Below are 15925 nucleotides of genomic sequence, written 5' to 3' on the forward strand. Positions count from 1 at the left end.
CATGTAGTTTTATAGCAGGAGTAATTATCTAAATAAATCATATCAAATGTAACGTCCAGGATTAAATAGTTAATGAGCCCAATGTGGGTATTATTATTTAACTCATGGGAAGTTCCTTCTGGTAAAAAAAATAAATTTTAAACAGATGAAAAGAATAGTACTAGCTATATTAATTCTAAGTACAAGTTTGTGTGTGCAAGCTAAAAAATACAAACTGGCATTAAATCTTGAACAAGGGAAAGAATACCATCAAAGTTCTGTTGCAGACATGACCATTAGTCAGAACTTTAACGGAATGGATATGGATGTTGAAATGACCGTAAAAGGCAATTTGTCTTTTAAAGTGATAGAACTGAAAGATGACCATTACAATATGGATGTTTTCTATGAAAATATTGCCATGGAGATGGAAACGCCTCAAGGAAAAACGGCCTTTAGTTCGGAAAATGCCAAGCCCGAAGATATGATGTCTACCATGCTGTCGAAACTTACAGATAAGCCATTTCAGGTGAAAATGACCAAAAGTGGGAAGGTAATTGAGATTAATAATATGGACAATTTGTTTATAGGCATGTTTGATGGAATGGAGCTAAACGTGCAACAAAAAAACCAATTGATAGCTCAATTGAAACAATCTTATGGTGAGAAAGCCTTCCGCGGAAGTTTTGAACAAGTAACAGCCATTTATCCTGAGGAGGAAGTTGCCATTGGTGACAAGTGGAATACCGAAACAAATCTGGAGGCAGGCATGTCGGTAAAATTAAAAACCGATTTTACCTTTAAAGCTGAAAATGATACGCATTACCTAATTCAGGGAACAGGAACATTAATCAACAATGAAAATTCTCCTTACGTTAAGAATAATGGTATGGATATAAAAATTGATTTGAATGGTAGCCTGATTTCCGAAATTAAGGTGGATAAAGAAAGTGGTTGGATTATTGAAGCAACCATTACACAGGATTTAAATGGAAACACACACATGAAAGGAAATCCTCAAATGCCCGAAGGTATGAGTATACCGATGAGCATAAAATCGAAATCTGTAATTACCAATTAGACTAGTACAATAAAAACATGTAAAGCTGCAATCCTGATTTGGGTTGCAGCTTTTTTTATGAAATCAATTTTAATAGTTATTACTCATTAATCTTGGTTTATTTGATGTAGCTGGTGCTTAGGTTTACTTGGTTTCTAATTTTTCACATTAACTCAAATGAGTTTATTTGCCAATTCATTTTGCTTACAATATATTTTGTAGTTTTGTCGCCACCTTTAACTTAATAACAAATAATTCTATGAAAAAAATTACTGGAATCCTTTCATTGGCATTCATACTGTTAGGTCTAACACTAAGAGCCCAAAATGATTTTAGGACTGGTTATATTGTGATATCTGAGAAAGACACAATACGAGGGGAAATAAATTGTAGTGGTAAATTGAAAAGCTATAAACTATGCAAGTTTAAAACTAATGGAGAAATTAGAAAATATACTCCTGAAGAATTGATAGCTTATTCAATTATCGATGATAAATCTTTTGTTTCTGGTATTGTTCCTAACTCTTTTGTTGAGATTCTGGTTAAAGGGAACCTTAGTCTATACAAGCATGATAAAGATTTTTATGTGAAAACAAATGTTGGTAAAATCCATAAATTGTCGGAAGGAGTAAAGAAGAATGATTATGTTGAGGAGAGTAAGATAGACAAGGTTCGATGGAAAGGAACTCTTTCATATATTTTATCGGATTGTAAGGCAAGTACAATGAAACCAAAACAATATAGGTTAAGCGAAAAATGCCTGGTTGAATTGATTTCAGATTATAATATATGTAAAGGAGATAATTTTACAGTAACAAAAGAGAAAAAACAATGGAATAAGATCACTTTGGGAATAATAGGTGGTTTACAATTCGAAAAGTTAAAATCAGATGTGTTTGATGAAGATGCAATATCCTTTTTTGATTCAAAATATACATATACGACTCCATTTATTGGTGTGATGATGAATGTTGTTTCTCCACGGATATCAGATAAATTAAGTTTTCAAACTGAATTTCAATTCAGTCAATATAGTTTTTCAGGAGTAAACTTTGAATATAGCGAGGCTACTCCGATTTATTACAAGCACGCTTTGAAATTGGAATATAATAAAGTATCCATTCCAATATCATTACGATACAATTTAAGAGCAAAAAAATGGACATGGTATGGACAATTGGGCTTGTGTGTCGAATATAATTTTAATGCCAAATTTTCAAATACTACTCACATAATAAATGATACGGGTTCATATCCTATCTATAATGTGAATTTAGGAGTTAATAAAAATCAAGCAAGTGTATGGGGCGGTCTGGGAACTTATAAATCATTTAAAAAAATGAATATAGGACTTAGTTGTCGTTATTATAAGCTTTCCGGAGTTTCTTCTGTTAGTGGAATAGAACTGGCTAATAGTCGTATGTCTGTAGGTTTAATAATCTCAAGAAACTAAATCATTTGATTGACCTGTTAGGATACCATTCTCTTCCAGGTCTTTTTTTATGATTTCCATTCATTTTAACAACTCAATATTTAAATTGTAATATTCTTCTCTACATAAAAATGGAGTTTTGTAGAAGATGATAGCTTGTAGCAAAGAACAAAAGGATAATTGATGTGTTGAATTTATTCTTTGCCTCGGGTTTCAACCCGAGGTTTTTTTTGGAATTCATCCAAAGCCTGATCAGGCATTCTAAATAGCCTCCCAAGCTTAAAGTTTCCTTCAAATGATATCAATACAATGCCCTACATTTTCTAACTTGTTAATGCACACCTAAACATTAATGTGAAAGTAGTTGTTGAATGTAAAGAAGGACAGACATGAGAAAAGTTGATTTGAAGAAAAAGTACGAGCAATTCTATTCCGAAAAAAAAGGAAACATCTCCATTCTTGAAGTTCCATCTTTCAACTACCTGATTTGTGACGGAGAGGGCAATCCGAATACTTCGACCGATTATAAAAATGCCATTGAAGCCATCTTCTCATTGTCTTATAAACTAAAATTCAACATTAAAAAAGGCAGAGAGATCGACTATGGAGTAATGCCCCTGGAAGCCCTTTGGTGGATGGATAACATGAAAGAATTTACCTATGAAAACATAGACAAGTGGAGGTGGTGTGCCATGATTATGCAACCCAATTTCATTACCAAAGAACTGGTGAGGGAAGCCATGGAAGAATTGAGTCAACAAAAGGAATTGCTGTCCCTTCCCAAATTGGAACTGATAGAATATACCGATGGACTGAGCGCACAAATCATGCACCTAGGACCCCATGCCGACGAAGCACCCACCATTGAAAAATTACACGCCTACATTCACGAACAAGGCTACGAATTGCGAGGAAAACATCGCGAAATCTACCTAAACGATCCCCAACGAACCGCCCCCGAAAACCTAAAAACCATCATCCGCCAGCCCATTGCAAAACCGTACGGTCATGCCATGGCATGACCCCACCGCAATACGCCATCCCATTCGTACGATCACGCCATCCATTCGTACGGTCACGCCATGGCGTGACCCCACAATAAAATTGTATTGATAAATAAATTATTGTAATTTCCTGATACATATCCTAGGGATATGCCATTGCATGATCATCAATTATTATTTCAATTCAATATCCTACAAATGAAATCCCGCAAAATCATCAGAAAACAAGATGCTGATTACAGCGCTGAAGGCTGGTATTTCATAACCATTTGTACAAAAGAAATGGAATGCTTTTTTGGCGAGATTGATAAGGGAGTATTTCATGCAAATGAAATCGGGAAACAAGCAAGCACGTTTTGGAAGGAGATCCCCAAACATTTTCCAATGGTGGAATTGGGCGAATTTATAATCATGCCCAATCACATTCATGGCATCATCGGAATTGTGCGGCCATCCGTACGGACATGCCATGGCATGTCCTCACGTTCCCCACATAAAAATCAATTCAGCAAACCCATACCCGGATCCATTTCCACCATTATAGGGCAATTTAAATCCACATTAACCCGATGGTGCAGGACAAATGAATTTTATCATTTCGCCTGGCAATCCAGATTTTACGATCACATCATCCGAAACGATGCATCTTTCGATCGCATTACAGAATACATCAAAAATAATCCTGCCAATTGGAATCCGCACGGTCAGTACGGTCACGACATGTCGTGACCTTTTTTTGAAATAATGCAAATTGGATCTGATTCGTACGACCACGCCATGAATTATCGTACGGACATGCCATGGCATTCGTACGGATATGCCATGGCATGTCCCTACAAGAATCCCCCAAAAATAATTCTGGAGGATTTCACATTTATTAATCAATCGTACGGACATGCCATGAATTATCGTACGGTCACGCCATGCCATTCGTACGGACATGCCATTCGTACGGACATGCCATTCGTACGGTCACGACATGTCGTGACCCTACATTTCATCAACCACCTCTTCCTCTTCTTCCGATGAGGATTTAGGGCTATGAGCAGGAAATTTGAACCATTTTAAAAAATCTTCATCCTCTTCGTAAATAATACGGGCAGCTTTAAAATAAACCGACAGTTTCTCGTACAGAGAATTTAGGGCTATTGTGCGATCTTCCGTTGCACGATTACGATTCAGGATGCATTCCGATTGCTCATCCATATATATTTTTAGCTGGTCGCGGTGGTTTAGAATTTGGGTGAAGGTCTCCTCGGTCCAGCCGTTGGCTATCAATCTGTCTTTGTACTTATCCGAAATCATGTGGAAATCGGTAAGAAAAATATACATCAATTTACCACTACGGCGGGCATCGTCGTAGTCGTTAAAACCAAACTGATTCCACACCTTTTTATCGTTTGGGAATGCCAGTTCGATATCGAACTTACGACGTTGGAAAAATTTACTACAGGCTGCCAATTCCGTATTTACATTCTCGGTAGCTTTCGCCTGAATGTCGATATAGGTATTATCCGAAGAGATATTGCTTGCTGTTTCGTACAAGCTTTCCAATTCGACTAGCTTCTCGGGAATAAAGTGGGGCGAGAAAGCAATAAAATCATCATGTTTGTCCTTGATGATGTTAATTCTTTGTCCTGAAAAAATAATAAAATTAGCATCGCTACCATTGTAAGCTCTTGTTTGTCCCATAGTCATAAGTTTATATTTAAGAATTACTATATGAAAATTAATGGGCTTTTTGGAGATATGCAATAAAATCGCAAAGTTTTAATATGTTAATACATGTTAAAATTTACACACGCCTTGTAAATACTAGTTGTCTGTGAGTTATTGTTTTTATTTATCAAAATTCGAACTTTTATTTATTAAAACTATGTGAAATAGGTAAAACCCACTAAAAACACCTAAAACACTGATGCTCTAGCGTTTTATGGGGATGGGTATGCATGGATAAATGATGATTTTATGCTGAGTATACGCTACTTTGCACGCATCCTTACATTTCTGAGAGCAGAAGGTGAATAGTTAAGAGCTGGCGCCACAAGTTTAAGAGCTAAGACACGATTTTGTTAAGCCGCGACAAAATTTTGCAGCTTTCCGATACAAGCCAATCAATTGTTGTAACAAGCCAAAGGTTTGATGTCGAAAGCCAATGCCTTGTCGGTACAAGCCAATCTCTTGTCGTCGCATCCCAGAGGACTGTCGGTACACGCCAGAGGCTTGTCGTCACATCCCAAAGGCTTGCCGACGCTTCCCAGTGGCTTGTCGCCACACCTTTGCAATGCCGCGCTGCTTACAAGGCATTGGCTTCCCTCGGAATGGAATAAACTTGCGACAACAAAAAGTAAAGCTGTGGGAGCAATAAATAAAGTAGTGAAGGAATGAGGTAAAGGAGTGGCGACAAAGCATAAATTAGCCCAAACGAAGAATAGAATTTGTAAATTGCCAATAAAGCAATAACGGACAATGGCAGACGTTCACGAACCTAAAATACGTTCCTACAACATGTCGCAGATAAAAGCGAAAAACACCAAACCCGAGTTGGTAGTGAGGAAATTTTTGTTTGCCAATGGGTTTCGTTACCGCCTGAACCAAAAAGACCTGCCGGGCAAACCCGATATTGTTTTAAAGAAATACAAAACTGCAATTTTTGTAAATGGCTGCTTTTGGCACGGACACAAAGGCTGCAAGTATTTCATTTTGCCCAAAACCAGAACCGAATGGTGGCTGCAGAAAATTAAAGGAACACAAAAGCGCGACCGCAAAGCCGAAATAGATCTCAATACACAAGGCTGGCGAGTAATTATCATTTGGGAGTGTGAATTAAAAACTAAGAAAAGAGAGCAAACCCTCAATGAACTATGCGTAAACCTTGCGAATTAGATTGTTAATAAGTTTCTTATTTTATAATTATTATAAAATGCCCTTTAATATGTTAGATTTGAAAAAATGTGTATATTTTTGTTAGGATTATTATTTTTAATAATTAGGTCAAATAATATTTTCTAGATTACATGCGCGAGAACAAAGTTCTTAATGATAAAAAAATAAAAGCTGTAGATTTCTTCTGCGGTGGGGGTGGTATGAGTTGCGGAATGCAACAAGCTGAGATTGATGTGCTGGCAGGTATTGACTACGAAGGAGCCTGTAAGGAAACCTACGAAACAAATATAAATGGAGCTCAGTTTATACAAGCTGATGTGTTTGAGTTAAAAGAAAAAGAACTTCAAAAAAAACTTAAGCTAAAACGAAATGATAAGAACCTATTGCTAATTGGTTGTAGCCCTTGTCAGTTCTGGAGCATAATAAATACGGATAAAAAGAAATCGGAAAAATCGAAAAACCTGTTAAAGGAGTTTAGTCGATTTGTAAAATATTTCAAGCCAGGTTATGTAGTGGTTGAAAATGTTCCAGGAGTATTACGAAAGAAAAAAGAGAGCGGGCTTGAGGCATTTATAGAATGGTTAGAATGCAATAAGTATAAGGTTCATTTTGAAGTACACAATACTAACGATTATGGTGTTCCACAAAATAGAAAACGATTTACACTAGTTGCCAATAGAGTTGGAAAAGAAAAATTATTTCCGGTAAAAGACGAAGGTAAGAAACTAACTGTTCGAGATGTTCTAGGTGAAAAAAATGGTTTCCCAAAAGTTAAACCAGGGCACCAGGACAAAACAGATTTCATGCATACTGTAGCAAACCTAAGTGATGTTTGTAAAGAGCGTCTCACTTATGTTGCAAAAGATGGTGGTAATAGACTAGGGTTTGCCCATATCCTTCGTTTACAATTGAAATGTTTTATTGGAAAAGATAACTGTTTTAAAGATACATTTGGTCGCCTATGGTGGGATAGACCTTCTTCAACGATTACAACAAAATTTTACAGTGTCTCAAATGGTAGATTTGCACATCCTGAGGAGGATAGAGCTTTATCATTAAGAGAAGGGGCTGTTCTACAAACATTCCCTATCAATTATAAATTCATAGCTAATAGTAATGGTGCTATCGCTAGACAGATTGGAAATGCTGTACCTCCTGAATACGCTAAAAGAATTGGACAAGCAATAATCAAAAATCATAGTTAATGCAATTTAGAACAAAAGCAAGAGCCGTTGATTTGTTAGGTAAAGGACAAATAGCTGATTTACCAACAGCAATCACTGAGCTATGGAAAAATGGTTATGATGCTTATGCTGATAACTTAAGTGCCGATTTATATAAACGAGGATATAATGGACTTTCTAAATCATATTTCATAATTTCTGATGATGGAAAAGGAATGTCTGGTTCTGATATTCTGGATAAATGGTTGGTTTTGGGGACAGATTCCAAATCAAGAGCAGATTTAGATATTGAGTCGGAAGAAACTTTATGGAAACGACCTCGTATTAAGGCAGGAGAAAAGGGAATAGGGCGTTTATCTGTTGCTTACCTTGGTAATCCCATGTTGATGTTGACAAAGAAAATCGGCAATCCTTTACAGGCTGTATATTTTGACTGGAGATTATTGGAAAACTACAATTTGTACTTAGATGATATTATCATCCCTTTAAAATCTATCGAAAATTTAAATAATTTAAGTGAGGATTTCTGTTGTTTGAAGGACGAATTTTTATCAAATTTTAATAAAGAAAAAGATCTAGATGGTAAGCCAATTTGGGAAGGCAGGCAGGTTAAGTTAAAATCTGATATCATTTCAGAAACTAATGATGCACTTTTAGAATCTCAGATTTTACAGCGTATAGTCTCATTCTTTAATAATGAAGATTCTCATGGATCTTTGTTTCTTACATTTAATCCGATTAATCAGATAATTGAACTTTCCGAAAAAGATGATGATGTCATAGAAGATAATAATTTTGTTATTTCAAGTTTAACTGGATTTACTAATCCTTTTAAAGAAAGCTCAATAAATATAAATACGAAATTTGATATTCATGAGGATCGTGAAACAAGAGATCTACTTCAATCTAGAGGTGAGTTTTTTAACCATTCAGATTTTGATTTAGCAGATGTTTATATAAAGGGAGATTTTGATGGTAATGGCAGTTTTAATGGATTTATTAGAATCTTTGATAAGACCATTGATTATAATTATACAAACCCTAGAAAAAAAGATAAACGTTCCCATTATGGGGTTGTTCCAATTGAATTAGGTTATTCTCCAGGTGAGGAGAAATCATCATTTTTATCCGATATTCAGTTTAGCAAAATTTCAAATAAAGTTAAAGAATATGGCGGTTTATATGTTTTTAGAGATGAATTTCGTGTTTTGCCATATGGTAGAGAAAATGCGGATTTCTTGAATTTCGAATTAAGAAGATCAAAAAGAGCAGGAACCTATTATTTTTCTTATAGAAGAATGTTTGGGTATTTGGGTTTAACTAGGAATGAAAACCAAAAATTAAAGGATAAATCAAGTCGAGAAGGGTTGATAAATAATGCTCAGTATCGTGCATTTACTAGTGATGCAATAAATTTCTTTATAACCTTAGCTCAGGATTTCTTCGCAACTAAACCTAATCAACCTATTTTCAGAGATAAATTAAAAGAGGTAAGAGATCAGAATGAGGCTTTAAAAGCTGATAAAGCCAGAGAAAAAGCAGCTAAAATAGCATTTACAAGGTCGCTTAATAGTTATCCTAAAAGATTAGATAAACATCAAACTAAATACGAAGAATTACTATTTCTTTTAGATGAAAAATTAAATAATATAAATGTTACTTATTCTGAAGTTGAAAGTATTTTAGATGACCTTCAAAGAATGGATTTGGAATTGCTAAAGTTAATACCTAAAGTTCCGCGACGTTATAAACCTACCGAAAAGCAAAAAGAGCGATTATATAGATTTGAAAGTCGTTTAAACGCATATATTGAATTGGTAGCTCCCAAAAGGGAGGAACTAAAAAAGAAATCTCAGGATAAACTTGAGATAAGAGACTTGAAAATTGATTTTACTAAAAAATATAACGGTTTTATTGCTTCATTAGAGAGTTCTCTAAATGATTATAATCAACAACTTATTGAGAAAATCAATTTATTATCTAAGGATTATAAAGAAAGGTCAAGACGATTAGTTAAGTCAATAATCGAGAATAAAGAACAAATAGTAAATAGTGTTGTCTCTAAAGATCAGGTAAAGGCATATACAGTTGAAATTGAACAAAAGTATACTAGTTTATTGGAGGAGGCTGGAAGGACTTTATTTCCGCTTGTTGAGCATATCAAAATATTAACATTTGATATTGACGAAGAACAGGTGCAAGGTGCGTACAAAGCTCAATATGACCAAATGAAATTTCAGTGGGAACAAACCAGAGATACAGCCCAATTAGGTATTGCAGTGGAGATAATTGATCATGAGTTTAATCAATTATATGCTAAAATTAATAATCAGATTGGCATGTTAAATAATAATGGATTTGCCAGTGAAATTAAGGAGTTTGGTTTCCTAGAAAAAAACTTTAGACAGTTAGAGGATAAATATGCATTATTGTCACCACTTTATAGGATTTCTGGAGCATTAACGAAAGATATTTCCTGTGAAGTAGTCTATTTGTATTTATTAGAATTTTTTGAAAATAAAATAAACGAATATAATATAAGCTTTGAGATGTCAGACTCCTTCCAGAAACATTCTATGTTAATAAAGGAACCTGTAATTCATACTGTATTCATTAATATCATCAACAATGCTATTTATTGGTTGCGAAACAAAGAACAGCGTATAATAAAGCTTGATTATTGGGCAGAGTCAAATGAAATAATTATAGCGAATTCTGGAGAAAAAATACCTGATTTTAGGTTAGAAAGGATCTTTGAATTGTTTTATTCTCAAAGACCAAATGGTAGAGGTATTGGTTTATATTTATCAAAACAGAGTTTAAATGAAGCTGATTTTGATATTTATGCAACTAATAATAAAAAATATAATCTTTTAAACGGAGCTTGCTTCGTAATAAACAAAATAAACGAAGAGAATGTATAACCAAAAAGCATTTGAGATATTAAACTCATCTATTAATTCCGCTATATTTATTGATGAGAAAGCAAAAGATTTTTATTCAGGAACGCCAATTGATACTCAAATACCAGAAGAAACTCTGTCAGTAAATCTTTATAATACGTTTAAAGAAAACGGAAAAAGTCTAGCAATTCATAAATTTGAAATTCCTAATCTTACGGATTCTAATACATTGGATTACTTATTTAAAGGGAGAGATCTTATTTTTTTAGATTGGGAACTGGCAGAATTAGCAGGACAAGAACATTCTTTAAATTTGCTAAATAGAGCGGTGAGTATCCCTCATGTTAATTTTTGTTGTATATACTCTAGGTCAACTAATTTTAATGAAATCCCACTTTTTTTGGATACTTATTTTTCTGGGATAAGTGAGGAAGAATTTGAAGTAATAAAGGATACTTATGATTATATAACAAGTGAGGAAATACTGGAGGTTTGGGATAAAAGTACAGATGAAATTTCAACTTTTTTAGAGTCAAACGAAATTAAAATCGAAGATTTCCCAGTTGAAAGGTTGAGGGGTAAATCTGAGTATATGATACTCCGTTATATATATATAGCACTTGATAGTGAGAAATATATTATTCCTGACCCAGTAGCTAATAAATATGAAGTACTGAATACAGGTAACGATTCCTTTATAATCAATAATACTTTTGTCCTTACGCTGAAGAAGGATGCAGATACTGACTCAGATTACACAACTCTTTTAAATCGAATATCGGATGTTATAGTAAAGAATTCTGGAAGTTTTTTTCAGTTACTAGGCTTAGAGATGCAATCTGTTTTTAACTCAAATGAACGATTTATTGATGAAACTATATTAAAATCGACGACAGAAGCTCTTTTCCAATTTAGAAACCATATTAATGACGATAATATTTTTGGTACAACTATTAAGAAATTGTTATTAGAACAAGCAACTATAAAGTTAAGAACTGCAAAGCTTAAGTTGTTGGACTCTAAATTTTTAAATTCGAAGAGCAAAGAGCTGGAAAATAAAAACCCAAGTAATGAGGATTTGTTTCAATTGAATGTTTTTTATAATGCTGTATCTGTAAAAAGCCTGCATCCCGACAGTGTTCCAAATCTTAATTTTGGCGATATTTTCAAAGGACCTGATGATGACTATTATTTATGCGTAACAGCGTTATGTGATTGTTATTATCCAAATAAAATTGATCACAATTTTTATTTTATAAAAGGTTCAGAGTTTAATGATATAGACTTAGCTCTTAAATTAGGAGATACTGCATTTTTAAGTTTTCTACCCAATGGAAAAGCAGTTTATTGGGGAGATATTGAAAAACCAAAATTGAAAAAAAATGGTGCTTTAAATCTTTCTGGTTCTGAAGATAATCTTAAAAAACTTAAAGGAGATATTGAGTTACTAGAAAAGCACCTGACGAAATTAAATTATAATCAAGATCTACTAAGTAATTTTTTATATAAACCTTTTTACATAAAGCCAAAAGTTTATAATGTTGAAAATAATAAACTAATTGATAATAAAATTAGAATTTGGGATATAACTAACAAATTTAAGAAAGAGGTGTTTGACCAGGATCTAAATTATTTTGATGTTGAATATATAACAACTTTAAGGACTGATTATGCTCAAAGGCTTGCAAACCATGCGTTTGGGCACCCATCCAGAGTTGGTGTTGATTTTGTGAAAAATTAATATGTCTATCCCTTGGTCAAGCATTGAAGTCGAATTAATAGTTGCAGATTATTTTGCAATGCTTAATAATGAACTGTTAGGCATTAAATATAACAAAGCAGAACACCGAAGAAATTTATTACCCTTATTGAATAATCGTTCTGAATCTTCAATTGAATTCAAACATCAAAATATTAGTGCTGTTCTTGTTAACCTAGGACAACTATATATAAAAGGATATTTACCAAGGTTTAATTATCAGGCATTATTAGAAGAGATAGTCATTAAATATCTAGAGAATAATCAATGGATAAATAAGGAGTTCCAAGGGTTTGTAGATAGAGACATCAAAAAACTGATTAATTCGGTAGAATTTGAAAACCTAATTCAAAAGGCTCCAGAACTAGGGGAGGTTCAAGAATCAAGAGTGACTTATAGAAGAAGAGCAGTTAAGGTGAACTACCTGGAGAAAGAACAGCAAAATAGAAGTTTAGGTGAGCTTGGCGAACAATTCGTTTTTGAATATGAGAAATGGAACTTGCTTAAACAGGGAAAACATAGCTTATCAGATAGTGTAGAATGGATCGCAAGAGACCAGGGTGATGGTGCGGGATTCGATATTCTTTCAAAGAATCTTAATGGAACAGATAAATACATAGAAGTGAAAACAACTCGTTTAGGAAAGGAAACACCTTTTTACTTCTCAAGTAATGAGTTTAATTTCTCCATTGAACATGTAAAGAATTTTTATCTTTATCGTCTTTATAATTTTGAAGATAAGGTAGGGATGTTTACAAAGAATGGTAGTTTCAAGGATATTTGTAACTACAAAGCAACGAATTACAGAGGATATTTTTGACTATAACATTAATCCTATGCTTTATATATGAATTATTCTTTCAATTTAGTAGAACAAAAAGTAAGAGAAACTGAATTCTTTCTTAAAAAAATGATTGAATCCGAGAGTGAATGGTTTGAATTCTCTTGTTATTTAACTGCTTTTCTGTCTGCGTCAAGGTCGATAACATTTGCACTTCAAGGATATAAAAAAATTGAAGGATTTAAAGAGTGGTATAAGGCTAAACAAGAAATAATAAAAATAGATCCTATTGCAAAGTATTTTGTAGAAATCCGAAATGAAAGTATACACACCGGTGTAGTTCCAATTGGTGGTGCACGATATTTTGATGGTAAAGTTGAGTACCGATTTGATAATAACAGTTTAAAACTTAAGGATATAGTTTCGACTTGTAGAGTGCAATTCATTAAGCTTCTTGAGATAGTACATGATTGCTATGTTACACTTGGTGCTGAGATTGATCCACAGCAATATTACACAAAGGAATATTTTGCAACTTTGGACTTAAATATTGATGATGCAGAGTTTGAAGTTTGGGGTTGGGTGATGACCTCATATATAGAAGAAGGAATGGATGAAGATGACCGATGGCATGAACTACGTGGTAGGGTAGGTGAATGTGAAATAAATCATTTGTTTAAAGGTTATTTAAACAAAGTAACACCGCAACCGATTATTCCAGATAGAATTGCAGATTTTGATTTTACCGATGAGGAGCGAGGTTGGGACTATATACCGCCTGGTTTTGAATCTATAGAAGAATACCGAAAACAATTCCAAAAGTCTAATGTAGGACTTTAAGGTCTTTCCGATATCTACATAAAATACAAAGGGCAAGCCAAAAGCCTGCCCTTAACTATACCCTAATACCTTGTTTAAAAGCTCAATTTAAATACGATCAGGTCGGCTTTATCTTCCAATCGAGTAGCGCTAATGGCAACAGAATTGTCATCGCAAACTGTGATATCATTCAGTTGAACGCCCTGTGGAAGGCTAAATTCTTTTTCACTTTTTACAGTCCCCAAATCATCAATCTGTACCAGCTTAATTTTGTTATCGTAGGTGCCTGCAAGCACAAAACTCTTATCGGCTAAAGCCACAAGATGCTCGGGCATGCCCTCGCCCAAAAGGTTTAGTGGGGTTTCCCAAAGCTTTTTACCAGAGCTGTCGTAAGCAGCAGCAAAGGCGCCATTCGCACTTGCACCTGCAAAGAGAACTTGCTTGTTGGCATTCATGCCAATGGCAGTGGCTTCCTGATTCTCGGGCAATAAAACATCCCATTGTAAATAACCAGCCTCATCGATAGCAAAAATCCACTTTCCGGCTGCAGCAAAAGCAGTGTTCGAAGCATCATCGTTAGCCAAAGCATACACTTTGCCCTTATTGGTATACTTGCGCGACCATAGTTTTTTACCATTTGCATTTAGCTTCACCAGGGCAGGAGTAGACAAGCTGTCTTCGGCATTGCTGATGTAACCAGCAAGTAATATTTTATTGTCGGGGTAGACTACAAAATCGAGTGCCTCATCCATGCTCACTTTCTGGTTGAATACATTTTGCCCGTTGGCATCTAACTTGTAAATCCAAGCCTGACCTTTTAAACTATCAAGAATTGCATTGGTAATCCCTGCCACATAAATTTCGTTCTGAGCACTCACGCTCACCTTATTTACCAGGTCATCGAAGCGATTTCCCAAGGTCTTGTTCCAGAGCATTTTTCCATTGGCATCTAAGCCTAAAATCCAGGAGTCGAATAGCTCGCCCTCTGCTTTTTGTGTAGCCGAAACAACCACCAATTCTCCATTGGGGCGTTTGGCAATTCCTCCACCAAAATCGCTCAACTGTTGGTTGTCGAATCCCTTTACAAAGAGGTAATTTTCCTCTGGAAAATCGCTAAGGATCTCTTCGCCCAGTATCGTAGCTTTCAAATTAAAAATATCGATGTACTGTTTTCCTTCGGGGTATAAGGACACAAACTTGTTATAAGCCTCAACACTTTCTACACGTTTAGCCCATTCAAAAAGCAATTGCTTTCTTAGGACTTTAGCCGCAGCTATTTTTGTTGAGAAAGGAAAGTCTGCTATAAAACTGTCGATAGCTTCAAGCGTCTTTTTCTCCGATGCCTCTTTAAATGCCATGTCAGCCATTTGTTTCTTCGCCTCTTTAACTTGCTGCGCCTCTGGATAATTTTGTATAAAATTGCGCAAGTCGCTTAAGGTACCTTTACTTATGGCACTTTTATAAGCCAAGCTGTTTCGAATTTTTGTGGCAATGCTAAGCTGAGCCGATTCGGGATAATCTTTTAAGAATTGATTGAAAGCGGCTATGGTATTTTGCTTCTCTGCCTCGCGAAATTTAATGTAGCTTAAAATATGCGACACATTGGTATAGTATTTCGAATCTTGAAATTCTTTTAAAAATCGCTTTGCATGATCGGCATTGTTCTCCTCCCTCACGAATTTAATCAACTTGTCTTCGAGGTATTGATATTCCCAATCCATGTTTTTAGCTATGGGTCTATTTTTACGATTCTTATCTTGTCTGTAAAACAACTCATTTAAAATTTCTTTATCGTTAGCAGTAAACTGAGATTGCTTATCATACGCTTTCTGAAAATATTTTAAGGCATGAAAGTAATCTTTACCCGAATAGGTATCGAAAGCGTAAACGGCAGCAAGTCCTATGTTTACCATTGGCGATTCAGGCTCTTCCGCTAAAATTTTCTCGAAATTGATTTTCGCCTTAGTCAATTCTTTATCAATATCCTCTTGTTCCCGGGCTTCCATGCCTTTAAACAAAGAGCTGTTGTATATCCTTTTCGGATTTTGCGCCAAGCTAGCCAATGAGATTAGCAGAAATAGGATGAGTATATTTAGTTTTCTTGAATTCATAAGTAGG

General features: G+C 34.8%; 12 protein-coding genes. 10 read left to right on the forward strand and 2 right to left on the reverse strand.

All coding sequences use genetic code 11. From position 1 onward, the window contains the following. Positions 1-145: 145 nt before the first annotated feature. The 4 genes from GCQ56_RS01000 (at position 146) to GCQ56_RS20835 (ending at position 4204) form a co-directional block, all read left to right on the forward strand. Entirely contained in the window at positions 146-1060 is a 915-nt protein-coding gene (locus tag GCQ56_RS01000; RefSeq protein ID WP_152732528.1) for a DUF6263 family protein, read from the forward strand. A 238-nt stretch (positions 1061-1298) separates the two neighbouring features. Next, positions 1299-2492, forward strand: coding sequence for a porin family protein (locus GCQ56_RS01005; RefSeq protein WP_152732529.1), 1194 nt, complete (start codon positions 1299-1301; stop codon positions 2490-2492). A 368-nt stretch (positions 2493-2860) separates the two neighbouring features. Continuing rightward, positions 2861-3493: a GyrI-like domain-containing protein gene (locus GCQ56_RS01010; protein WP_152732530.1), complete on the forward strand. Its 633-nt coding sequence runs from the start codon at positions 2861-2863 to the stop codon at positions 3491-3493. Positions 3494-3949: 456 nt separating this feature from the next. After that, positions 3950-4204 (forward strand): transposase, encoded by a 255-nt coding sequence (locus GCQ56_RS20835; protein ID WP_227005960.1) that lies wholly within the window; start codon positions 3950-3952, stop codon positions 4202-4204. A gap of 261 nt (positions 4205-4465) precedes the next feature. Here GCQ56_RS20835 and GCQ56_RS01020 read toward each other — a convergent pair whose 3' ends face one another. Then, positions 4466-5167 carry a hypothetical protein gene (locus GCQ56_RS01020; protein ID WP_152732532.1) on the reverse strand — a complete coding sequence of 234 codons (702 nt, stop codon included), beginning with the start codon at positions 5165-5167 and terminating at the stop codon, positions 4466-4468. A gap of 777 nt (positions 5168-5944) precedes the next feature. Between GCQ56_RS01020 and GCQ56_RS01025 the strand changes: the two genes are divergently transcribed. The 6 genes from GCQ56_RS01025 (at position 5945) to GCQ56_RS01050 (ending at position 13828) form a co-directional block, all read left to right on the forward strand. Continuing rightward, complete coding sequence (locus tag GCQ56_RS01025) at positions 5945-6361, forward strand: very short patch repair endonuclease (protein ID WP_152732533.1); 417 nt, start codon at positions 5945-5947, stop codon at positions 6359-6361. A gap of 131 nt (positions 6362-6492) precedes the next feature. After that, a complete protein-coding gene (locus GCQ56_RS01030; RefSeq protein WP_152732534.1) occupies positions 6493-7566 on the forward strand; it encodes a DNA cytosine methyltransferase in 1074 nt (357 codons plus the stop codon). Next, positions 7566-10469: an ATP-binding protein gene (locus GCQ56_RS01035; protein WP_152732535.1), complete on the forward strand. Its 2904-nt coding sequence runs from the start codon at positions 7566-7568 to the stop codon at positions 10467-10469. The genes GCQ56_RS01030 and GCQ56_RS01035 overlap by 1 nt, the downstream gene beginning before the upstream one ends. Continuing rightward, positions 10462-12189 carry a response regulator receiver domain gene (locus GCQ56_RS01040; RefSeq protein WP_152732536.1) on the forward strand — a complete coding sequence of 576 codons (1728 nt, stop codon included), beginning with the start codon at positions 10462-10464 and terminating at the stop codon, positions 12187-12189. The genes GCQ56_RS01035 and GCQ56_RS01040 overlap by 8 nt, the downstream gene beginning before the upstream one ends. Positions 12190-12247: 58 nt before the next feature. Then, complete coding sequence (locus tag GCQ56_RS01045) at positions 12248-13027, forward strand: DUF3883 domain-containing protein (RefSeq protein ID WP_193323687.1); 780 nt, start codon at positions 12248-12250, stop codon at positions 13025-13027. 27 nt (positions 13028-13054) lie between these two features. Then, a complete protein-coding gene (locus GCQ56_RS01050) occupies positions 13055-13828 on the forward strand; it encodes a hypothetical protein (protein WP_227005961.1) in 774 nt (257 codons plus the stop codon). A 74-nt stretch (positions 13829-13902) separates the two neighbouring features. Here GCQ56_RS01050 and GCQ56_RS01055 read toward each other — a convergent pair whose 3' ends face one another. After that, complete coding sequence (locus GCQ56_RS01055; protein WP_152732539.1) at positions 13903-15918, reverse strand: PQQ-binding-like beta-propeller repeat protein; 2016 nt, start codon at positions 15916-15918, stop codon at positions 13903-13905. Positions 15919-15925: the final 7 nt, after the last annotated feature.

The organism is Marinifilum sp. N1E240 (assembly GCF_009295825.1).
In the GTDB taxonomy this organism is placed as follows: Bacteria; Bacteroidota; Bacteroidia; order Bacteroidales; family Marinifilaceae; genus Marinifilum_A; species Marinifilum_A sediminis.

Bases quoted from the DNA above. Each gene is read 5' to 3' on its own strand.
- GCQ56_RS01000 (WP_152732528.1), top strand. From the start codon at position 146: ATGAAAAGAATAGTACTAGCTATATTAATTCTAAGTACAAGTTTGTGT.
- GCQ56_RS01005 (WP_152732529.1), top strand. From the start codon at position 1,299: ATGAAAAAAATTACTGGAATCCTTTCATTGGCATTCATACTGTTAGGT.
- GCQ56_RS01010 (WP_152732530.1), top strand. From the start codon at position 2,861: ATGAGAAAAGTTGATTTGAAGAAAAAGTACGAGCAATTCTATTCCGAA.
- GCQ56_RS20835 (WP_227005960.1), top strand. From the start codon at position 3,950: ATGTCCTCACGTTCCCCACATAAAAATCAATTCAGCAAACCCATACCC.
- GCQ56_RS01020 (WP_152732532.1), bottom strand. From the start codon at position 5,167: ATGGGACAAACAAGAGCTTACAATGGTAGCGATGCTAATTTTATTATT.
- GCQ56_RS01025 (WP_152732533.1), top strand. From the start codon at position 5,945: ATGGCAGACGTTCACGAACCTAAAATACGTTCCTACAACATGTCGCAG.
- GCQ56_RS01030 (WP_152732534.1), top strand. From the start codon at position 6,493: ATGCGCGAGAACAAAGTTCTTAATGATAAAAAAATAAAAGCTGTAGAT.
- GCQ56_RS01035 (WP_152732535.1), top strand. From the start codon at position 7,566: ATGCAATTTAGAACAAAAGCAAGAGCCGTTGATTTGTTAGGTAAAGGA.
- GCQ56_RS01040 (WP_152732536.1), top strand. From the start codon at position 10,462: ATGTATAACCAAAAAGCATTTGAGATATTAAACTCATCTATTAATTCC.
- GCQ56_RS01045 (WP_193323687.1), top strand. From the start codon at position 12,248: ATGCTTAATAATGAACTGTTAGGCATTAAATATAACAAAGCAGAACAC.
- GCQ56_RS01050 (WP_227005961.1), top strand. From the start codon at position 13,055: ATGAATTATTCTTTCAATTTAGTAGAACAAAAAGTAAGAGAAACTGAA.
- GCQ56_RS01055 (WP_152732539.1), bottom strand. From the start codon at position 15,918: ATGAATTCAAGAAAACTAAATATACTCATCCTATTTCTGCTAATCTCA.